This is a genomic window from Paraburkholderia sp. D1E (genome assembly GCF_052682275.1).
The window spans coordinates 9,531,063-9,552,164 of record NZ_JBQYMB010000001.1; the positions used below are offsets into that span (position 1 = coordinate 9,531,063).

The window sequence follows — 21,102 nt, forward strand, 5'->3', positions numbered from 1 at the left end:
CCAGAATTTTCTCGTTGTGTGTGGCCGGCTCCCAGTCCGGCCACCTTTTGCTATTTATGTCTCGTACTGCGAACTGCCGGTCCTTCGTTCTCTTCGTTCGTTACTTGCTGATCTGTGCGCCGATGCCGAAGTAGGGGGTGCTTGGCGTGTCTGCATTCGCCGACGTCGACGTAATGCCGCTGTTCTCCGTGCCCTGGATTGCGATGGCGTAGAGGCCGCCGGATGCAATCGCAAAGCCGGTCTTGCCGTTGGTGTCCTGCACGCCGACCAGACCGGGGCTCGGCAGCCCGTAGCCCAGACCGAAGCCGCTTTCCGCCGACGATGTGCTCGGATTGATGAACGTGCCGACCGCGCCCTGGATCAACGTTGCGGTGTACTTGAAGTTCGAGTCAGCACCGACGTAGCCGCCGTCAAAGCCACCGGATGCAAGCGGCGTGGCCGCCGCGAGCATCGCGATGCCGGATTCGTCGTCGACTGACAATGCTGAGAGGTTGACGTTGCCGGTGCGGACCACGAGCGGCACCGTCGCGCCGTTGATCTGACCGATGATCATGTGAGCCTTGCCGGATTGGTCGGTGCGAAACGGCGCGGGGCTGCCGCCATTGACGATCTGCGGTGGTTTCGCGCTGTCGAAATAGCCGTTGCTGTTCAGGGTGAGTGCGCCACCGGTGCTCAGACAGCCGCTAGAACTCGATGAAGTGCAATTGCCGCTTGCGTCGAAAGTCTCCACCGAATTGGTTGCGACGGTCTCGTAGTTGGCAGTCGGTGAAAGGTGGTAGAGCAGACCGTTGTAGGTGCCAACCAGCTTGGTGATGTCGGTCGTTGTGCTGGCGAAGCCGAGGAACGGGTAGAAGTCGAAATGCCGGTTGGGTACAGCGCCCAGGCCCAGGATTCCGGCGAATTGCACCGTCGCGCCCGGGATCCCGCCACCGGCCACACCCAGGCCGACGAGGATCATCGGCGGATTCGGATTGTTGACGAAGTCGGGTGTCGTATAAGGCTGACCGTCACCAACGCCGGTGCCGGTACCTGCACCGAGAATGAAGGCGCAGCGGATTTGTTCGGCGGTGGGCAGTGCGCCGGTCGGCGGGTGGATCACGGCGCCCGTGATCTGTGTACCCGCGCGCGTCGGCGAAACTTGGCCTGTGCGCAACGGAATCGGCGACTCAAGCCACTTCAGCGAGTACGTCATCGCGGTTGCGTCGATGTTCAACTGCACGATTTCGCCACTACCCGCACCACCGAGATACGTCGCTTTAACGATGTCGGCGGTAGCAGGACATAGCGCGGCCGCACCCGCGCCCGAAGCCGGCGCACCTTGCGCGCCGCAGCTCGAGCCTGAGCACTGCGGCGAATTGATCGGGCCGGGATTATCGGCCTTGCCGCCGCCGCAAGCGATGAGGAATGGGGTCGTGGCGATGGCCATGGCCAGACCTCGAATAATGGCGTGCGACATGCTGCTGTCTCCCTTCATGTAATTGTGCGAACTAATTTCGCTGCGCGCTTAATGCCTGTCAATTGAATGAGCCGTCTAAAAAGACCGATTCAAACGGAAATTTTTTTGCCGGACGCGCGCGGTGTGGGGCTTGGCAGCCCTTTTAAACAAAAAAGGATTTTTGAGTTCGACAGCGGCACCGTTGCTTCGCCGCACACCCTTGTCAGGCAAGCGTTGCAGCAAAATGGCTCTATCATCTTCGAACGGTCGTTCGAAAAAAAGTCCGTAATTTCCCTATGCGGAAAACTATGCTGAGCGGATCAATTTTAGGAATGAGTTACCGGCGGTTGATGAGCAGTCCGATTTTTCTTTTCAAAGTAATGCGGGCTACTACTGATTAACTGCGAAAGAGGAAATTCGGATGGCGGCCTTCTTAAAACAAAAAAGCCGATCTTTGCAGACCGGCTTTCTGGCAGATTGACAGTGAATTGCCCTCTGTAACTCGATACGTGCTCAGCGTTTCAAGCCGGTTTCTTCGGCGGTGCCGATTGCGAGGTTCATGCACTGGATTGCTGCGCCCGATGCGCCCTTGCCCAGGTTATCGAGGCGCGCGACGGTCACGAAGCGCTCTTCGTTGCCGAACACGAACAGGTCGACACGGTTGGTGTCGTTGTTCGCTTGTACGTCGAAGAAGCCGCTGTCGAGATTCGCATCTGCGTCGAACGGCGCAACGTGCACGAAGGCCTCGCCTGCGTAGTATTCGGAGAACAGTGCCTGCACGTCTTGCGGCGTGGCCTTCTTGGCCAACTGGTTCGGCGAGAAGAAGGTGGTGACCGCGAGACCCTTGTAGAAGTCGCCGACGATCGGCGTGAACACCGGCGCCGACTTCAGGCCCGTGTGCGCCGCCATTTCCGGCAGATGCTTGTGCGTGAGGCCGAGCGCGTACGGACGCGGACTCTTGAGCTTGTCGTTGCCGCCGGCTTCGTAGTCGGCAATCATTTTCTTGCCACCGCCGCTGTAACCGGTGATCGAGTACGCCTGCGCGGCGAATTCCGGCGCCACGACGCCTGCTTCGACGAGCGGACGCATGGCCAGCACGAAGGCCGACGCATGGCAGCCCGGCACGGCGATGCGTTTTGCGGTGCGCAGACGCTCGCGTTGCGAGCGGGCCAGCTCGGGCAGGCCATAGGCCCAGTCGGCGGATGTGCGGAAAGCTGTGCTGGCATCGATCAGTACGGTGCGGTCGTTTTCGACCAGCGAGGCCGACTCGCGCGAGGCGACGTCCGGCAGGCACAGGAACGTGACATCCGATGTGTTGATGAGACGGCGGCGTTCTTCGAGGTCCTTGCGTTTCGCTTCTTCGATACGCAGGATCTCCACGTCGGCGCGTTGCGACAGGTATTCGAAAATCTTCAGGCCGGTCGTGCCTTCCTGTCCGTCGACAAAAACTTTCGTGCTCATCTCGATCTCACTGGCTTGCTGGAAACGGGGCGCGACACCGCGCCGGAACGCTATTTTAAGACCTGATCGCGGCGGGCGTGCAAAACGAGGTGAAAAAACGACGATGCGCGCCGAAAGTGACATCGGCGTGACCGGTTACGGGATAGATGCAAGCCGATGCAAGTGGGTTCCGGGCAGATCGGCGGCGCTTGCCCGAGGCCGCGCCGCGCGCTGTGAAGAGCGCGGCATCCGTCTCGAGCGCGCACGGCTTCATGACGCAAGCCTTCGGACAATGCGTTATCGAGCCGTCGCGTTCCACCGCGCCGTCACGCCGGCGATGCGCGCGCCGAACATCCGGGCCGTTTCCAGATCGCCCGCGGGCGGCGCTTCTTCCGGCGATGCATCCGCCGGGGACTGCGCCAGCAGGCCGGTAAAGCCGCCCACATAGTTCAAGTCGTTGCGGGTCGCCGCTTTGGTGTTCGACGGCATCATGCCGGTGCCTGCCCAGATCATGCTGTGTTGCATCGCGAGTGTGACGAAGTACTGGATCGTCGAGAACTTGTCGCCGTTCATGGTCGCCGAGTTGGTGAAGCCGGCCGCGATCTTGTCTTTCCACGTCTGGCCGAACCAGGGTTTCGAACTCGCGTCGGCGAATTTCTTGAAGTCGGCGGACGGGCCTCCCATGTAGGTTGGCGCGCCGAAAATGATGGCGTCGGCGGCCGCCAGTTCTGCCCACGCCGCGTCGTCGATTTCGCCGACCGGCATGAGTTTGGCGTCCGCGCCGGCCTCGAGCGTGCCGGCCAGCACGGCCTCGGCGACTTTCTTCGTGTGGCCGTAGCCGCTGTGATAAACGATGACGATCTTCGACATGGCAATCTCCGGCAAGATGAAAAAGCAGGGGTAAACAAGGCAAACATGCGCGCATGTAGCGACGCGACATCGGTAAGCATCGCTCACGCCGCTCCGTTGCACATTAGCGTACGTGGATGACAGAAATTCCGCAGCGGTGGCAATGTGAAGTACGCCGTGCGTCAATTGGCGCGTCGAGCCGGCGCGCGGCACGCGGCGCGTTGTCAGTGGCGCAGCTCGCAGTCGATGCTGTTCGAAGTCAGAGTTGACGGGTGCCGCTACCGTCCGTAGTTGACCACTATTCGAGCACTGTCGAGCGTGGCAGTGCCGATCTCGTGATCGAACATGAGCGCCGGGCGTCCCTGCGCGAGGCGCAGGTCTGCGGTGTTCAGCGCATAAACGGTGATGATGTAGCGATGGGGTTTGCCGGGTGGCGGGCAGGGGCCGCCGTAGCCGTCGGTATCGAAGTCGTTGCGAGCTTCGACTGCGCCGAGTTTCTTCAGGAAGCCCGAAGAGCTGGCGTTCTCCGGCAAACTGTTGACGGTGGCCGGAATTGCCGCAACGGCCCAGTGCCACCAACCGCGGCCAGGCGCATCCGGATCGAACACCGTGACCGCGAAGCTGCGCGTGCCGGCCGGCGCATCGTGCCACGTCAACTGTGGCGAGCGATTGCCGCCTTTGCAGTCGTCCTGATTGAAAACCTGAGCCGCATCTACGGTGCCGCCCGCATGGACGCTGGCGCTGGTCAGCGTGAGCGGACCCTCCGCGAATGCGTAAGTGCCATGCGTCGCCAATAGCGCGAGACCAAGCATGGCGCAGGTGAAAGACGGCATACGGCGGAACGGCGAAGCAAGCGAAACAACCAGGCAACGCGAGCGCATGTGCCGGTTCTCCTGTCAGGGCGCGAGGCGGTTGTCCTCGCGAGGATTATTGTCCCTATTTTGTGCCCCAACGTCGAATCAAGTCTAACATTAGGTTTTCGACGGGTCATTGTGGCCAGCCAGCAGGCTGGGCGGACGTGAAATCGGCTATAGTCGGAGGAATTGTCCGCGCGAATACAGACCGCGTACCCAATCAGTTCAAGTACCAAGAATAGAAAGGCATGTCAGAAGTTTTGGAGAGTGGTTTATCTGTCGAGGGGAGGGCAATGCAAGATCCAGTCAGGGTCGTGGTCGCCGACGACCATCCGGTGATTCTGTTCGGTGCCGAACAAGCTTTGCTCAAGTTTCCAGGTCTGCAAGTCGTCGCGCGTGCGCGGCAGTCAACCGAACTGGTCAAGGTGCTGCAGACCATTGCGTGCGATGTGCTCGTGACGGATCTGGCGATGCCAGGCGGCCAATACGGCGATGGTTTGCCGCTGATCGGCTATCTGCGCCGCAATTTTCCCGACCTTCCCATCGTTGTGCTGACGATGCTGGAGAACGCCGCGTTGCTCAAACGGCTGAGCGAACTCGGGGTGACCTCGGTCGTTAACAAGTCGGACGATCTGAGCCATATTGGGCTTGCAGTGCAGCACGTCAGTCGCAACCTGGAATACATGAGCCCGTCCGTCAAGGCGTCGCTCGATACGCTGCGCATGAATGCCGGCGGTAAGAACGAAGAAGTAATGCTGTCGCGGCGCGAGCTCGAGGTTGTGCGCCTGTTCGTGTCGGGCATGACGATCAAGGAGATCTCGGAGCAGCTCAATCGCAGCATCAAGACGATCAGTACGCAGAAGAATACGGCGATGCGCAAGCTCGGCATCGATCGCGATTCCGAGTTGTTCCAGTACGCGCAGAGCAACGGTTTGCTGAATCTGTCGTCGCATTCGGTTGGCGATTCCGGCAGCACACCCTAGCCGCAGCGGTACCGCGGTCGCAGTTTCGTCCGGCCGGACGTGTTCAACAAAAAAAGCCGGCTGTCTGATCGACAGGCGGCCTTTTTTATGCCAACCGCGTTGAGCGGTTGTGTTTATTGCGGCGTTGCGTTGGCGCCGCCGTGTGCCGCGGACCATTCGGCCGGCGCGTGCAGGAATTTTTCCACTTCATCGAGCGTCTTGGTGTCGAAGTAGTTGTTCGCCTTGGCAACGCGCAACACGTCCCACCACGTGGCAAGCGCGTGCAGATCGACGTCGATGTCTTTCAGCACCGACACGCTTTCCTTGAAGATGTTGTAGTGGAACAGCACGAAGCAGTGGTTCACCGTCGCGCCGGCGGTGCGCAGCGCGTTGATGAAGTTGATCTTGCTGCGGCTGTCCGTGGTCAGATCCTCAACCAGCAGCACGCGTTGCCCTTCGGTCAGCAGACCTTCGATCTGCGCGTTACGGCCGAAACCCTTCGGCTTCTTGCGCACGTATTGCATCGGCACCATCAGGCGATCGGAGAGCCATGCCGCGAACGGGATGCCGGCGGTTTCGCCACCGGCCACCGCGTCGATCTGCTCGTAGCCGACGTCGCGCAGAATGGTGGCTTCGGCCATTTCCATCAGGCCACGGCGCACGCGCGGATACGAGATCAGCTTGCGGCAGTCGATATAAACCGGGCTCGCCCAGCCGGACGTGAAAATGTACGGTTTCTCCGCGTTGAAGTGCACTGCTTGCACTTCCAGCAGCATCTTGGCGGTGGTGTCGGAGATCGTCTGGCGATCGAAGCCTGTCATGGGCGGATCCTTGGGTGTGAGCGAGGAGAAGCGGGCGCGGGGCCCGGTGGCGCAGCAAGCCGGGTATGCCGCGCCATGATGGGCGGAATACGTAGCCGGTCAGTGGAGTGCAGGCCGGTTTTTGCTGCGCGCGTAGGCCGACATTTTACCCGAAATGGGCCCTCCCGAGGGGGCCGTCGTGCGTGCCGGCGGCGAATGACGGTCATAACGGCTGCGCTGAACGGGGCTTGCGAGGTTCGTCGGACGCTGCATTGTTGCTGCTTCCGGGGCTGTTTGGGGGCCCGTTTTTTGGCTTGCTTGTGAGTCGCCTGGCGCGCCTTTACACTCACGCGAATTTCTTGGGGCGGCCTTGCATGATTGCCGCCTTCGTGTATTACGGAATACTTTCAATGACTCCCGCTTCTTCCGCCACCGAAACCCGTGAACCCGCCAGAAGCGGCTATGCCGGCCGTGCACTGATCGCTTCCGTGCTTGGTTATGCGATGGACGGCTTCGACCTGCTGATCCTCGGCTTCATGCTGCCGGTGATTGCCATGGATCTGCATCTGAGCTCCGCGCAGGCAGGCTCGCTCGTCACGTGGACGCTGATTGGCGCTGTCGCTGGCGGCCTGATTTTCGGCGTATTGAGCGACTATTTCGGCCGCGTGCGGATGCTGACGTGGACGATTCTGATCTTCGCCGTCTTCACCGGACTGTGCGCGCTGGCGCAGGGTTATACGGACCTGCTGGTCTATCGGACCATTGCAGGCATTGGTCTCGGCGGCGAGTTCGGCATCGGCATGACGCTGGTGGCTGAGGCGTGGCCGGCGGCGCAGCGGGCGCGCGTGTCGTCCTATGTCGGGCTGGGATGGCAACTTGGCGTGCTCGCGGCCGCGTTGCTGACGCCGCTGCTGCTACCGGTGATCGGCTGGCGCGGCATGTTTGCGCTTGGATTGCTGCCCGCCGTTGTGTCGTTTTTCGTGCGGCGTCGCGTCGAGGAGCCGGCGCTTTTCACCGAGCGTGTCGCACGCGGGATGCGCAAGCTGCCGCTCAAATTGCTGGTGGCCGATGGACGCACCGCGCGCGCCAGCATCGGTGTCGCGATTCTCTGTTCAGTCCAGAACTTCGGCTATTACGGTCTGATGATCTGGCTTCCGAGCTATTTGTCGAAGACGTTCGGCTATTCGCTGACCAGGTCCGGGGTGTGGACCGCCGCGACGGTTCTCGGCATGGCGTGCGGCATCTGGCTGTTCGGCATGGCCGCCGACCGTTTCGGCCGCAAGCCGACGTTCCTGTTCTATCAGGTGGGCGCAGTGGTGATGGTATTCGTCTACGCCCATCTGACAACGCCGATGACGCTGCTGATCGGCGGCGCGGCCATGGGCGTGTTCGTCAACGGGATGATCGGCGGCTATGGCGCGCTGATCTCCGAGCTTTATCCGACCGATGCGCGCGCCACTGCGCAGAACGTGCTGTTCAACGTCGGCCGGGCGGTCGGTGGTTTCGGACCGGTGGTTGTGGGCGCGTTGGCCGCACGCTATTCGTTCGGCGCCGCACTCGCTTTGCTCGCGTCGATCTATCTGCTCGACATCTTCGCGACGCTCTTTCTGATCCCCGAAAGACGCGGCGCCGAACTCGAATGACGCGCTCGTGACACGCACGCGGCCGTAAGCGAAACGGCTGTCCGATGCGGCGTTGCAGCATTGCCCGCCGATGTTTCGCCGATGGTGAGCCGTGTTAACCACTCAGTGCATCGATACGTTCGCGGTGTACACTAACCGACCCGCGTAGCACTCCGCACCGTCTTGCCTTCCGCTGAGGTTCGACGCCGCGCTCAACCGGCGCATGCGAAATCCGCCGCAGTCGATTATCCATTCGATAGACGCGAAGCGCCGCCTACGGTGCAGTGTGCCGGGCCCGATTACTTACGTCTCGCAGGCCAAAAAATGGACGAACAACTTAAGCAAAGCGCTCTCGCATACCACCAGTTTCCGAAACCCGGCAAGATTTCGGTCACTCCCACCAAGCCATTGTCGAACCAGCTCGATTTGTCGCTCGCCTACTCGCCCGGCGTTGCCGCGGCCTGCATGGCGATCTACGAAGACCCGCTCGACGCGCAGAAGTACACTTCGCGCGGCAACCTCGTCGGCGTGATCACGAACGGTACGGCCGTGCTCGGTCTCGGCAACATCGGCCCGCTGGCCGCGAAGCCGGTGATGGAGGGCAAGGGGTGCCTGTTCAAGAAGTTCGCCGGCATCGACGTGTTCGACATTGAACTGAGCGAATCCGACCCAGACAAGCTGGTTGAGGCGATTGCGATGCTCGAGCCCACGCTGGGCGGCATCAACCTTGAAGACATCAAGGCGCCTGAGTGCTTCTACATTGAGAAGAAGCTACGCGAGCGCATGAAGATTCCGGTCTTCCACGACGATCAGCATGGCACGGCGATCATCGCTTCGGCGGCGATCCTGAACGGTCTGAAGGTGGTCGGTAAAAAGCTCGACGAAGTGAAGCTGGTGTGTTCGGGCGCGGGCGCGGCGGCAATCGCGTGTCTGGATCTGCTGGTGAACCTCGGCTTGTCGAAGAAGAACGTGCTGGTCACAGACTCGAAGGGCGTGATCTACGAAGGTCGCGGCAACCTGGATCCGTCGAAGGAACGTTACGCGGCGAACACCGAAGCACGCACGCTGGCTGATGCGATCCGCGGCGCCGATGTGTTCCTCGGCTGCTCGAGCGCCGGCGTGCTGAAGCCGGAAATGGTTGCCGAAATGGGCACGCAGCCGTTGATTCTGGCGCTGGCGAATCCGGAACCGGAAATCCGCCCGGAAGAAGCGAAGAAGGTGCGCCCGGACTGCATTATCGCGACGGGCCGTTCGGACTACCCGAACCAGGTCAACAACGTGCTGTGCTTCCCGTTCATCTTCCGCGGTGCGCTGGATGTCGGCGCAACCACGATCACGGAAGAAATGAAGCTCGCGTGCGTGCGCGCGATTGCGGAACTGGCAGAAGAAACCGACCAGGGCGATGAAGTCGCCAAGGCGTACGAAGGCCACTCGCTCGAATTCGGCCCGGAATACCTGATTCCGAAGCCGTTCGATCCGCGCCTGATCATCAAGATCGCGCCGGCTGTCGCGCAAGCCGCGATGGACTCGGGCGTCGCGACCCGTCCGATCAAGGATATGGACGCGTACCGCGAAGAACTCGGCACAACCGTGTACCGCACCGGCATGGTGATGCGTCCGGTGTTCGCTGCCGCGAAATCGGAACCGGCGCGCATCGTGTTCGCCGAAGGTGAGGACGAGCGCGTGCTGCGCGCCGCGCAATTCGTGCTGCTGGAAAAGATCGCCAAGCCGATTCTGGTCGGCCGTCCGTCGGTGATCGAGATGCGTCTGAAGAAGATGGGCTCGAAGCTGAAGTGCGGTGAAGACTTCGAAGTCGTCGATCCGGAAGACGATCCGCGCTATCAGCAATGCTGGCAGGCGTATCACGAACTCGGCGCGCGCGAAGGTGTGACGCCCGACGTCGCGAAGGCCGCGATGCGCAAGTTCAATACGCTGATCGGCGCGATCCTCGTGCGCCTTGGCGAGGCCGACGGCATGATCTGCGGGATGATTGGGCAGTACCACACGCATCTGAAGTTCATCGAGCAAGTGCTGGGCAAGGCGGATAACGTGCAGAATTTCGCGGCAATGAACCTGCTGATGCTGCCGGGCCGCAATCTGTTCATCTGCGATACGTACGTGAATGAAACGCCGACCGCCGAACAGCTCGCCGATATGACGATGCTGGCTTCGCGCGAAATCGAAAAGTTCGGCATCACGCCGAAGGTTGCATTGCTGTCGAATTCGAACTTTGGCAGTGCACCGTCTTCGTCGTCGCAACGTATGGCCGCGGCTCGCAAGCTAATCGCTGAACGTGCGCCTTCGCTTGAGATCGACGGTGAGATGCACGGCGACGCGGCGTTGTCTGAAGCGGTCCGCAAGGCTGCGTTCCCGGGCACGACGCTGACCGGCGAAGCCAATCTGCTGATCATGCCGAACGTGGAAGCGGCAAACATCACGTACAACCTGCTGAAGATGATTGGCGGCGAGGGCGTGACGGTTGGTCCGTTCCTGCTGGGCGCTGAGAAACCGGTTCACATTCTGACGCCGGCTGCGACCGTACGACGGATCATCAACATGACGGCGGTGGCTTCGGCAAACGCACGCAAGCGGGTGAACGCGCAGTAACGCGGATGAGTTGATGGTTGAAGTGCCGCAGCATTGCGGCAGTTGCTGGGAAGCCAGGAGAACGCCACGGAAGTTGATTCCGTGGCGTTTTTTTATGTGTGCGCTCTTATTCTGCAGGCCGGTGGTCCGAGAAATTCTTATGGAGCAATGCGGTCTTTAAGAATGCTCCTATTCGATTCGCCGTGACACTTTTGTAAAGTTACTTCTGAAGCGCGGCACAACGCGACGGCAACGGAACAGTCGGCTGGTCAATCCTTGCTTCGCATCAGGCGCCGCGCTTCTTCTGGTGTTGGAATTTGATGGCAGCAGCAGTAGTCGCAATAGAAGTCGAAGTTGAAGTTTTGATGGTGAAGACAAGCAGTACCAATGGGTTGCAGTACTTGCAGTAAATGTGTGTCGTGTAGTTGGTAGTTGGTAGTTGGTAGTTGGTAGTTGGTAGTTGGTAGTTGGTAGTTGGTAGTTGGTAGTTGGTAGTTGAGTTTGAAGTTTGCAATCGAAGTGGAAGTTCGCAGTGAAAGTAGCAGTCCGCAGTTGAAGTTGAAGTTCGTAGTTGTTGTCTGGCAGTTGTTTGTTTTTGGTTGGTTGTTGTTGTGTTGTTGGAAGGAGCTGTACCGCTTGTTCTTGTACACACGCATCACGTGGCGAAACAGGCAAAAAAAAGGCGACTGTCCGCGAGGACAGCCGCCTTTTCCATTTCAGGCCAATGCTGGCCCGTCAAGCCAGTAAGATCACGCCGCGTGTTGCGTCTTTCCCGTTTCCGGCGAGCGCCAGCGCGTCAGCAAGTCGTTCCACTTGACCCGCACGCCCTTCAGATTATTTTCTTTCACGTGCCCGTAACCGCGGATGCCGTCTGGCAGATTCGCCAGTTCAACGGCCAGCTCACGCTTCTGCACAGTCAGGCCGCCGATTAGTTCGTGCACCAGCGCCTCGTATTCGACGATCAGCGCACGCTCCGTGCGACGCTCCTCCGTCTTGCCGAACACGTCGAGCGCTGTCCCGCGCAGGAACTTGAGTTTGGCGAGTACGTGCATGGCGCTGAACACCCAGGGTCCGTACTTCTTCTTCACCAGATGACCTTGTGCGTCTTTCTTCGAGAACGTCGGCGGCGCGAGGTGAATGTGCAGCTTCCAGTCGCCTTCGAAATTCGCCTTCAGTTTTTCGATGAACGCAGGGTCGCTGTAGAGCCGGGCGACTTCGTATTCGTCCTTGTAAGCCATCAGCTTGTGCAGATTCTTCGCGACAGCCTCGGTCAACGGCAACTGGCCGTCGATCGAATCCAGCGCCGATTCCGCCACACGCACTTGGGACACCAAGGCGCGATAACGGTCGGCGTACGCGTCGTTTTGCCACGCCGCAAGGTAGTCGGCACGCTTGTCGATCAGCGTGTCGAGCGCCTTGGGCGTGTGCAGCGAGATGATCTTGCTGCTCGCCGTTTCCGCCGCGGCACCGCGTCCTTGCGACTGCGCGAGGTTACGTACCGCAGCCAGATCATGCGCAGCACGGCGCCCCCATTCGAATGCAGCACGATTCTTCTCGATCTGCACGTTGTTCAGCTCGATCGCGCGCATCAGCGACTGGTAGGTCAGCGGCACCCAGCCGCGCTGCCATGCGTAGCCGAGCACGAACGGATTCGTATAGATCGCATCGCCGAGCAGCGCGACGGCGAAGTGATTCGCGTCGACCATATCGACGCTGTCGTCGCCCGCACCGGCACGTACGTCCGCTTCAGTGCTGCTGCCCGGGAAGCGCCAGTTCGGGTTCTTGATGAGTTCGGCGGTCGGCGTGTGCGCGCTATTGAGCACGACACGAGTGCGGCCCACCTGCATCCGCGAGACGCATTCGTCGCTGGCGGTGACGATCGCGTCGCAGCCGATCACGAGACTTGCTTCGCCCATTGCGATGCGGGTCGCGTGAATGTCGGCCGGGTTCTGGGCGATCTGCACATGGCTCATCACAGCGCCGCCCTTTTGCGCGAGGCCGGTGACGTCGAGTACCGTGACGCCCTTGTTTTCCAGGTGCGCGGCCATCCCGAGCAAGGCACCGATCGTCACGACACCTGTGCCGCCGACGCCCGTCACCAGCACGCCATAAGGGCGCGCGATCGACGGTAGTTCGGGTTCCGGCACCGGTGGCATTGCGTCACCGACGATGCCCGAAGCCGCCTTCGGCTTGCGCAACTGACCTCCTTCGACGGATACGAAGCTCGGGCAGAACCCGTTCACGCACGAGAAGTCTTTGTTGCAGGTGGACTGATTGATCTGGCGTTTGGTGCCGTACTCGGTATCGAGCGGTTCCACGGACAGGCAATTCGACTTCACCGAGCAATCGCCGCAGCCTTCGCATACCGCTTCGTTGATTACCACACGCCGCGCCGGATCCGGATACGTGCCGCGCTTCCTGCGACGGCGCTTCTCGGTCGCACAGGTCTGGTCATAGATCAGAATCGTGGTGCCGGAAATCTCGCGAAGCTGACGCTGAACTTCGTCGAGCTTGTCGCGATGGTGAATGTCGATGCCGGGCGCGAGGCCGACGTTGGCGGCGTACTTTTCCGGTTCGTCAGTGACGATCACGATCTTCGTCGCGCCTTCGGCAGCGAGTTGATGCGTGATCTGCGGCACGGTCAGCACGCCGTCGACCGGCTGGCCGCCCGTCATCGCGACCGCGTCGTTATAGAGAATCTTGTAGGTGATATTCGCCTTCGACGCGATCGCCGCGCGAATCGCGAGCAGGCCCGAGTGGAAGTAGGTGCCATCACCGAGATTGGCAAACACGTGTTTGTCATTGGTGAACGGCGCCTGGCCGATCCACGCCACACCTTCGCCGCCCATCTGGCTGAAGGTGCTGGTGCTGCGGTCCATCCACACGGTCATGTAATGACAGCCGATACCGGCCATCGCGCGCGAACCTTCCGGCACGTTCGTCGACGTGTTGTGCGGACAGCCTGAGCAGAACCATGGCTTGCGCTCGGCTTCGACGCGCGGACGCGCCAGGGCCTTTTCCTTTGCTTCGATCACGGCGATGCGCGAAGCAATGCGCGCACGCACATCGGACGGCAGATCGAACTTGTCGAGACGCGTGGCAATTGCCTTGGCGATGATCGCCGGCGAGAGTTCGTAGTGGGCCGGCAGCAGCCAGTTGCCCATCGGCACCGACCACTCGCCACCCGCGCCATCCTTTTCATCGAACTTGCCGAACACACGCGGACGCTGTGCGTCCGGCCAGTTGTACAGTTCTTCCTTGATCGCGTATTCGAGAATCTGGCGCTTTTCTTCGACCACCAGAATTTCCTCGAGACCGCGCGCGAAGGCTTGTGCACCTTGTGCTTCGAGCGGCCATACACATCCGACCTTGTAGAGACGGATGCCAATGCGCGAACAGGTTTCGTCGTCGAGACCGAGATCGGTCAGCGCCTGGCGCACGTCGAGATACGCTTTGCCGCCGGTCATGATGCCGAAACGTGCATGCGGCGAATCGATTTCGACGCGATCCAGTTTGTTCGCGCGCACGTAGGCGAGCGCCGCGTACCACTTGTAATCAAGCAGGCGCGCTTCCTGCACCAGCGGCGGATCAGGCCAGCGAATATTCAAGCCGCCTTCCGGCATTGCGAAATCGTCCGGCAGAATGATTTTCGTGCGGTGCGGATCGATATCGACTGAAGCCGACGATTCGACCACGTCAGTCACGCACTTCATCGCAACCCACAAACCGGAATAACGGCTCATCGCCCAGCCGTGCAGGCCGAAGTCCAGATATTCCTGCACGTTCGACGGAAACAGCACCGGCAGGCCACATGCCTTGAAGATATGTTCTGACTGGTGCGCGAGGGTTGATGATTTTGCCGCGTGGTCGTCGCCGGCGAGTACGAGAACACCGCCGTGTTGCGCCGAGCCGGCCGAATTACCGTGCTTGAAGACGTCACCGGAACGGTCGACGCCTGGGCCCTTGCCGTACCACATCGAGAACACGCCATCGTATTTGGCGCTCGGGTACAGGTTGACCTGCTGTGAACCCCATACGGCGGTCGCCGCAAGGTCTTCGTTGACGCCGGGCTGGAACACGACCTGGTGCGATGCGAGATGCTGCTTCGCCTTCCACAAGGATTGGTCGAGCCCGCCGAGTGGCGAACCGCGATAACCGGAGATGAAGCCGGCGGTATTGAGCCCGGCGGCCCGGTCACGTTCCTGCTGCAGCATGGGCAGTCGGACCAGCGCCTGGATGCCGCTCATGTACGCGCGGCCGCGTTCGAGGGTGTATTTGTCGTCGAGCGTGACGGAAGATAGCGCGGCTTCGAGCGAAGCTCGCTGACCTGCGTCTAGCGGGGCATTCATTATGTGTACTCCTCCACCTAGTTTGGGATCACCAAAACTTTTTTTGGGCCGTGGCATCTTGTGAATGCTTGGGGCCGGGGTCGCCATATTGACGGGTTTTAAGTGATGGTAGCACTGGTGAAAACCCGCCGCAGCACACCTAAAATGCTGCTTTGCAGCGTAATTTCCTTGATGCGCTTAGCGCTATTTTCAGAACTGCCGTGGCACTGTAACAAGCTGTAAAAACTACAAATCTGCGGAACCGCAGTTGAAATGTCTGTCTAATACCCCACCTGCGAGCAATGTCTGCGCAACGCTCTGCATTCGGTGGAGCTTCAGGACAGCGGGGCAGTTAGAAAAGGAGTACGCATGAACACTAGAAATATCCAGACCTTCCTGATGGTTTCGGCCGCATTCTTCGCAATGAGCGCGCCGGTGCGCTCGGGTGCAAGTTCGAGCAGCGCAGGGACGCTGTCGAACGCGATCACCAGCACGGCGCAAGTCGCGCCCGCACGCATTGCAGTAGAGCGCGTTGCTCGATCCACGAAGGCCGATGAGAAAGACCAGAATTCGTGATGCGTCGCTGATGCGACGCATCGGTTGAAAATCTGTCATTGTCCGGCTACGGGCAACGTCAAAAACGACAAAGGGCGAGGATCGCAAGATCCTCGCCCTTTTTTATATCCCTCGAATTCCGCGCCGGCCTTTGTCGTTAGGCTTTGTCCTGAACTACGCCGCGGCGAATCTGGTCCAGCTCGATCGATTCGAACAGCGCCTTGAAGTTGCCCTCGCCGAAGCCCTGATTGCCTTTGCGCTGGATGATCTCGAAGAAGATCGGTCCGATCTGGTTTTCGGTGAAGATCTGCAGCAGCAAGTCGTCGGGTGCGCCGTCGATCAGGATCTTGCGCTTACGCAATTCGTCCAGCGGCTCGCCGTGGTTCGGTACGCGACGATTGACCAGTTCATAGTACGTGTCGATCGTATCGAGCAGCGAGATGTTCGCCGCGCGCAAACCGTCCACCGTACGGTAGATGTCGTTGCTGCCTAGCGCGATGTGCTGGATGCCTTCGCCGTGGTACGCGTCCAGATATTCCTGGATCTGACCGGCTACGTCCGAACCTTCCTCATTGATCGGAATGCGGATCTTGCCGCACGGCGAGGTCATCGCCTTCGACTTCACACCCGTCACCTTGCCTTCGATGTCGAAGTACCGCACTTCCCGGAAGTTGAACAGGCGCTCGTAGAACTCCGCCCATTCCTGCATACGGCCGCGATGGACGTTGTGGGTCAGGTGGTCGATGTAGGTCAGACCGTGGCCGACTGGATTCGGATTCGCGCCGGGAATCGGTTCGAAGTCGACGTCATAGATATCGATGTTGCCAATGCTGCCCGGCTCAGCACCGTTCTTGCCGCGCCAGCGGTCGACGAAATAGATCAACGAATCGCCGATACCCTTGATCGCCGGAATGTTCAGTTCCATCGGGCCGGTCTTGTTGTCGAAGCCCCAGGCGCCTTTTTCCAGGGCCTGCTGGTACGCCTTCGCCGCGTCCTGCACGCGGAACGCGATCGCGCAGATCGACGGGCCATGCAGGCGCGTGAAACGTTGCGCGAACGAGTCTTGTTCCCCATTGACGATGAAGTTGATGTCGCCCTGGCGATACAGCGTCACGTCTTTATGGCGATGCCGGGCGACGGCGGTAAAGCCCATCTGTTCGAACAGCTTGCCGAGCGCCTTCGGATCCGGTGCGGTGTATTCGATGAATTCGAAGCCGTCGGTGCCGACCGGGTTTTCCCAAGTTGAAACCTGCATTGTCTGTCTCCTGTGTCGACCCGAGTTAGCGCTTTAGCGCTTACTCGGGTCCCATACAAAGTAGTCGACCGGAGTTAGCGCTTTAGCGCCTACTCCGGTCCCATGCAAAGCTAAGGGGCGCACGCATTTGCGCGACTGAATGACGCAAGTGTAAAGGGCGGCTAGCGACGAAAACTTGCGAACTTAATCGCGTGCCGATACGCTGGCGCTAATTTCTAGCTCAAATTTTTATCTGGACGGCAGAAAATGGCCAAAATAGAAATAGACGCCATCGACAGACGCATTCTGGCGATCCTTCAGGAGAATGGCAGGTTGTCGAATCAGGAGATTGCCGAGCGCATCAACCTGTCGCCAAGCCCGTGTCTACGGCGTATCCGTCGGCTGGAAGAGAGCGGGGTGATTCGCGGCTATGTCGCGCTTCTCGATGCGCAAAAGCTTGGGCTCGATCTGCTGGCCTATGTCAACGTGCGGCTGGAAAAGCGCAGCGGTCCGGCGCTCAGTCCGCGTGGCGACACCACACATGCCGATCTGTTCCGCGCAGCGGTGCAGACGTGGCCGGAAGTGGTCGCCTGTCACGCGATGACGGGCGACATGGATTATCTGCTGCGCGTGCAGGTCGAGGATATGGCGCACTTTTCACGTTTCGTGCAGGAGCAGTTGCTGCATCACCCGTCTGTAATCGACGTGAAGACGAGTTTTTCGCTCGAGAAGTTCAAGGAGACGACGGCGCTACCCATTTTGTAGGCGCCGGGTGCGGTTACGCGACGGACAAACAAAAAAGGGCAGCCACAAGGCCGCCCTTTTTTTCACCGAAGCGTAGACCGGTTAGGCTGCCGCAGCTGTCGGCAAGAACGATTCGAACAACTTCGACGTCTGACGCGCCTGGCGCTTGAGTGCGTAGTCGAACACCGCGGCTTGCTCCTGCAGCATTTCAGTAATGATGCTCGATTGATCCGCTGGCGGCAGCGACAGATAGGCGTCTGCTTCGCCGTACGCGTATTCGATCTTCATGCCGGCCTTCTTCGCGATGTGCATCATGGTTGAGTTGCGCGACAGGCAGTGCATGTAAAGCGTGGTCACATGCGTATTGCGGCTGCGAATGGCGGCGCGCTCAAAGAGCTTGGAGCCGATGCCTTGCCCACGTACGCTTTCCAGCACAGACACGCCGAACTCGGCGGTGCGCTTGTCGCCTTCGACCGGCAGATACGCCAGGTGGCCGACGCCGGTGAGTTGCAGTTGACTATTAAACACGCCGAAGACCGTGTCGCGCGTGAAATCGATCGCGCGGACATAGTTTTCAATGACGTGGTCCGGCACGATCTGGCCGAAACGCAGAAGGCGATCGTCTTCGTCGAGCGAGAGGAAGTGGGTTAGCAGCCGTTCGCGATCAATGGCAGTGAGTTCACGGACCAGAGCAGGTGCATGACCGGCTGGCTGCAACAGACGATCGTGCGTGACGATCGGCTCGGCGGCGCGGGGTGTAAGCATGTTCATAGTCAGGTTCTCCTTTTGATCGAACGGCGTGGTGCACCGCAAAAACGATTTTAGCGGAAACTCCGATTCATCACTAGGGAAAACCCGTATTAAAAATTGAAGAGAACGCCTAAAGGATTGGCGCCCTATTTTTAGTCTATTGATTATTAAGAAATAAATAAATTGAACGAGCGTTCGTGACAAGTTGTCGCGTCTCGGCAACTCCCGGCAATTGTTCCCGTTGAACAATGCTGCTGTGCGCAATCAACGCTCGGCGGAACTCAATCCATGCTCGAGCATGCTGACCACTTGCTCGGCAAATTCCCGGTAGCCCATCCGGCCGTCCGGCTTGAGCCAGGTGAACGTCCAGTTGATCATGCCGAACACCATCATCGTGAGGGCGGTCTGGTTTTCACGCGTGGCGCGTTCTGGATAGGCGCGTGCTAACTGCCGCGCGAAAGCCGCGACTACGTCGCGCTGGCGGTTCAGGATGATCTCGCGCTGGGTGTCGACCAGGTACTTCACGTCGTTCAGAAGCGCAACGTGCCGGCTGTGCGATGTCTCGTACTCGGACAGAAAAGCCCGGATCAGTTCCGCGAAGGTTTCCCGCTCCGTCAGTCCTCGACGTTGGCTCGCGCCTTCCACCTCGGCAATGATCAGCATCAGCCGCTTCGTGTAACGATCCAGCAGATCGAAGAGGATCGCTTCCTTGCTCGCGTAGTAGTGGTACAGGCGCGCCTTCGAGGTGCCGCTCGCAGCGGCGAGGTCGGCCATTGAGGTGCTCGGGTAGCTGGTCTGGGCGAATTTCGTCGCAGCTAGTTCAAGAATCTGATCGCGCTGGGTGTCGTGGTCGGGGGCTCGGGTGCGGGCCATGGTCGTCTGTTTTATTAGTGTGGACAGGGGGCAAGCGCCGTGCACAATTCCAATGTGCGCCATGCGTTCGTATCGCCGCGCAGCTTGATGCGCCGGCTGGCGGCCAGTTCGCGGAAGCGCCACAGCACAATGCTGTCGCTCACCAGATACCAGAGTTCTGCGGTCATCAGTTCGGCGGCAACACGCGCGGCGGGCTGCCAGTCGCCAGTGACGTGCTCGAGAATCAGCGTGTCCAGATCACCGAAGCTGCCGCTCGTGAAAGTATTGTCGCGCCAGCGCCGCGTCTCGCCGTTCGCGTGTTTGGCTTCCTGCCATTCGAGCGCGAGGCGGCTAATGCGCAGAACCGAAATCGGCGCCGCGTCCGGCAGACGTCCTTGCAGGACAGCCGGTGCGAACATGCCAACGGACGTCGCGCGATCTTTCCGGCTGTGCGCCCATGCGCCGGGATCGGTGAGGTCGCTAATCGACAGACGCACTTCGTTTAGCCGCTGCGGACTATTGCGCAGGTGGTAGCAGATCCGGCGCAGCATCAATTGATCGGCTGCGCTTTCGCCGTGCCAGACCACCAGATTCGCGTCGCCGCGGGCGAGGTTCTCCAGGGCCGCCGCCTGCTCGCGGAATTCCCGAAGAAAATCTCGCCTGGTGTCCGCGCTAACGCGATCCCAGAAGGTCGCTCGCACGTCAGGTCCATCGTCGATACCGCGCAGCGGACCGACCGCCAGATCGTCACGCAGCGCGTGCACACGATCGTCGCGGCCTGCCTCGGCTAGCGCGGCGCGCAGTGACTCGGCGGCGACGTCGCCGTTGGTGAGGTGGATGGTGCTCATCGGCAGTGGCTTGGGCTGGCAAAAAAAACAAATGACAAAAGGGGCCGCTCATTGATCGGGATAGGTGTCCGATCGATGAGCGGCCCCTAGTGTAAGCGGATCGCGGACCTGCTGAAAGCGTTGCGGGCGTCGCATGGCCGCCCGTCGCGCCAGATTAGCGTTCGTCGTAACTCACCACCACGCGATCGCTGATCGGATGGCACTGGCAGGTCAGCACGAAACCGTCGCGGATTTCGTGCTCTTCCAGGGTGTAGTTCTTTTCCATCTTCACCTCGCCTTCGAGCACCTTCGCACGGCAGGTGCAGCAGACACCGCCCTTGCACGCATACGGCAGCGCGAGGCCGGCACGCAAGCCGACGTCGAGCACGCTAACGCCCTGATATGGCAGGCGCAGCTTGCGCCTTTTCCCGTCGAGGACGATTTCGAGGTCGGCGGCCGGGGTGTCGTCGGTGATTTCGAGCGGCGGTACGCCCGCTTGCGGCAGCGGCGAACCGAAGCGCTCCACGTGCACTTTTGCCGAAGGCACACCCGCGGCTTTCAATGCGGCTTCGGCGGCATCCATCATTGGGCCGGGGCCGCAGATGAAGGCTTCATCGATTGCATCGGCCGGAAGCAGGTTTTCGATGAAGGCCGCGCACTTTTGCTGGTCGAGCACGCCGTTGAACAGCTCGACGTCCTGCAAGTCGTCCGACAGCACGTGATAGAGCACGAAGCGGTTCATGAAGCGGTTCTTCAGATCTTCGAGCTCTTCCGCGAACATGATCTGATCGACGCTGCGGTTGCCGTACACCAGCGTGAAGGTGCTGCGGGGCTCGATTTCCAGCGTGGTTTTGATGATCGCGAGCACGGGCGTGATGCCCGAACCGCCGGAAAACGCGAGGTACTGCTGGCCCAGATCCGCGTTGAGATGGGTGAAGAAGCGGCCGTCCGGCGTCATCACGTCGATGGTGTGGCCGGGTTGCAGCGTGTCGAACGCGAAGTTCGAAAAACGTCCGCCGCGCACACGCTTGATGCCAATGCGCAGTTCGCCGTCGCGATCGTAATCAGTGACGCCAACGCAGATCGAATACGAACGGCGCGTTTCCTCACCGTCGATGTGTGTTTTCAACGTGACGAACTGGCCCTGCGTGAAGCGATAGAGGTCGCGCAGTTCGACAGGGACTTCGAAGGCGACCGAGACCGCGTCAGCGGTTTCGGGCCGCACTTCGCGGATACGCAGCGGATGAAATTGCGGGGTGGCCAT

The 21,102-nt window shown here is 60.2% G+C and carries 17 protein-coding genes; 6 read left to right on the top strand and 11 right to left on the bottom strand.

Annotated features, from left to right (window positions below):
• Positions 1-100: 100 nt before the first annotated feature.
• On the bottom strand, positions 101-1,456 hold the full coding sequence (locus ACUN0E_RS42785) for a DUF2957 domain-containing protein (RefSeq protein WP_445570325.1): 1,356 nt from the start codon (positions 1,454-1,456) through the stop codon (positions 101-103).
• A gap of 66 nt (positions 1,457-1,522) precedes the next feature.
• Here ACUN0E_RS42785 and ACUN0E_RS42790 point away from each other — a divergent pair, with 66 nt between their 5' ends.
• Positions 1,523-1,750 (top strand): hypothetical protein, encoded by a 228-nt coding sequence (locus ACUN0E_RS42790; protein WP_445570326.1) that lies wholly within the window; start codon positions 1,523-1,525, stop codon positions 1,748-1,750.
• 198 nt (positions 1,751-1,948) lie between these two features.
• On the opposite strand, the gene argC is transcribed toward ACUN0E_RS42790, so the two are convergent.
• The 3 genes from argC to ACUN0E_RS42805 all read right to left on the bottom strand — a co-directional run bounded on the left by argC (position 1,949) and on the right by ACUN0E_RS42805 (position 4,605).
• The gene (gene argC / locus ACUN0E_RS42795) at positions 1,949-2,896 is read right to left on the bottom strand and encodes an N-acetyl-gamma-glutamyl-phosphate reductase (protein ID WP_445570327.1); all 948 of its coding nucleotides are present in this window, start codon (positions 2,894-2,896) and stop codon (positions 1,949-1,951) included.
• A 276-nt stretch (positions 2,897-3,172) separates the two neighbouring features.
• Positions 3,173-3,745 (bottom strand): flavodoxin family protein, encoded by a 573-nt coding sequence (locus ACUN0E_RS42800; protein WP_408509213.1) that lies wholly within the window; start codon positions 3,743-3,745, stop codon positions 3,173-3,175.
• A gap of 257 nt (positions 3,746-4,002) precedes the next feature.
• Positions 4,003-4,605: a YbhB/YbcL family Raf kinase inhibitor-like protein gene (locus tag ACUN0E_RS42805; protein ID WP_445570328.1), complete on the bottom strand. Its 603-nt coding sequence runs from the start codon at positions 4,603-4,605 to the stop codon at positions 4,003-4,005.
• Between the two features lie 266 nt (positions 4,606-4,871).
• Between ACUN0E_RS42805 and ACUN0E_RS42810 the strand changes: the two genes are divergently transcribed.
• On the top strand, positions 4,872-5,561 hold the full coding sequence (locus ACUN0E_RS42810; protein ID WP_408241184.1) for a response regulator: 690 nt from the start codon (positions 4,872-4,874) through the stop codon (positions 5,559-5,561).
• A gap of 113 nt (positions 5,562-5,674) precedes the next feature.
• Here ACUN0E_RS42810 and ACUN0E_RS42815 read toward each other — a convergent pair whose 3' ends face one another.
• Positions 5,675-6,361: an orotate phosphoribosyltransferase gene (locus tag ACUN0E_RS42815; protein WP_074281967.1), complete on the bottom strand. Its 687-nt coding sequence runs from the start codon at positions 6,359-6,361 to the stop codon at positions 5,675-5,677.
• Between the two features lie 389 nt (positions 6,362-6,750).
• On the opposite strand from ACUN0E_RS42815, the gene ACUN0E_RS42820 reads away from it, so the two are divergent.
• Together ACUN0E_RS42820 and ACUN0E_RS42825 are read left to right on the top strand one after the other, a co-directional pair.
• Positions 6,751-7,983 (top strand): MFS transporter, encoded by a 1,233-nt coding sequence (locus ACUN0E_RS42820; RefSeq protein WP_445570329.1) that lies wholly within the window; start codon positions 6,751-6,753, stop codon positions 7,981-7,983.
• A 303-nt stretch (positions 7,984-8,286) separates the two neighbouring features.
• The gene (locus ACUN0E_RS42825) at positions 8,287-10,569 is read left to right on the top strand and encodes an NADP-dependent malic enzyme (protein WP_408485553.1); all 2,283 of its coding nucleotides are present in this window, start codon (positions 8,287-8,289) and stop codon (positions 10,567-10,569) included.
• 728 nt (positions 10,570-11,297) lie between these two features.
• Here the strand turns inward: ACUN0E_RS42825 and ACUN0E_RS42830 are convergent.
• Positions 11,298-14,897, bottom strand: coding sequence for an indolepyruvate ferredoxin oxidoreductase family protein (locus ACUN0E_RS42830; RefSeq protein WP_445570330.1), 3,600 nt, complete (start codon positions 14,895-14,897; stop codon positions 11,298-11,300).
• 348 nt (positions 14,898-15,245) lie between these two features.
• On the opposite strand from ACUN0E_RS42830, the gene ACUN0E_RS42835 reads away from it, so the two are divergent.
• Complete coding sequence (locus tag ACUN0E_RS42835; RefSeq protein WP_408241196.1) at positions 15,246-15,452, top strand: hypothetical protein; 207 nt, start codon at positions 15,246-15,248, stop codon at positions 15,450-15,452.
• Between the two features lie 136 nt (positions 15,453-15,588).
• Here ACUN0E_RS42835 and hppD read toward each other — a convergent pair whose 3' ends face one another.
• Entirely contained in the window at positions 15,589-16,686 is a 1,098-nt protein-coding gene (gene hppD / locus ACUN0E_RS42840) for a 4-hydroxyphenylpyruvate dioxygenase (protein ID WP_408509210.1), read from the bottom strand.
• 246 nt (positions 16,687-16,932) lie between these two features.
• Between hppD and ACUN0E_RS42845 the strand changes: the two genes are divergently transcribed.
• On the top strand, positions 16,933-17,430 hold the full coding sequence (locus ACUN0E_RS42845) for an Lrp/AsnC family transcriptional regulator (protein ID WP_408241202.1): 498 nt from the start codon (positions 16,933-16,935) through the stop codon (positions 17,428-17,430).
• A gap of 81 nt (positions 17,431-17,511) precedes the next feature.
• Here ACUN0E_RS42845 and ACUN0E_RS42850 read toward each other — a convergent pair whose 3' ends face one another.
• The 4 genes from ACUN0E_RS42850 to paaE form a co-directional block, all read right to left on the bottom strand.
• Positions 17,512-18,180, bottom strand: a complete 669-nt coding sequence (locus tag ACUN0E_RS42850) for a GNAT family N-acetyltransferase (RefSeq protein ID WP_408241230.1) — start codon at positions 18,178-18,180, stop codon at positions 17,512-17,514.
• A 243-nt stretch (positions 18,181-18,423) separates the two neighbouring features.
• A complete protein-coding gene (locus ACUN0E_RS42855; protein ID WP_408241205.1) occupies positions 18,424-19,032 on the bottom strand; it encodes a TetR/AcrR family transcriptional regulator in 609 nt (202 codons plus the stop codon).
• Positions 19,033-19,046: 14 nt separating this feature from the next.
• Positions 19,047-19,859 carry a DUF1835 domain-containing protein gene (locus ACUN0E_RS42860; protein ID WP_445570331.1) on the bottom strand — a complete coding sequence of 271 codons (813 nt, stop codon included), beginning with the start codon at positions 19,857-19,859 and terminating at the stop codon, positions 19,047-19,049.
• Between the two features lie 154 nt (positions 19,860-20,013).
• Complete coding sequence (gene paaE, locus ACUN0E_RS42865; protein ID WP_445570332.1) at positions 20,014-21,102, bottom strand: 1,2-phenylacetyl-CoA epoxidase subunit PaaE; 1,089 nt, start codon at positions 21,100-21,102, stop codon at positions 20,014-20,016.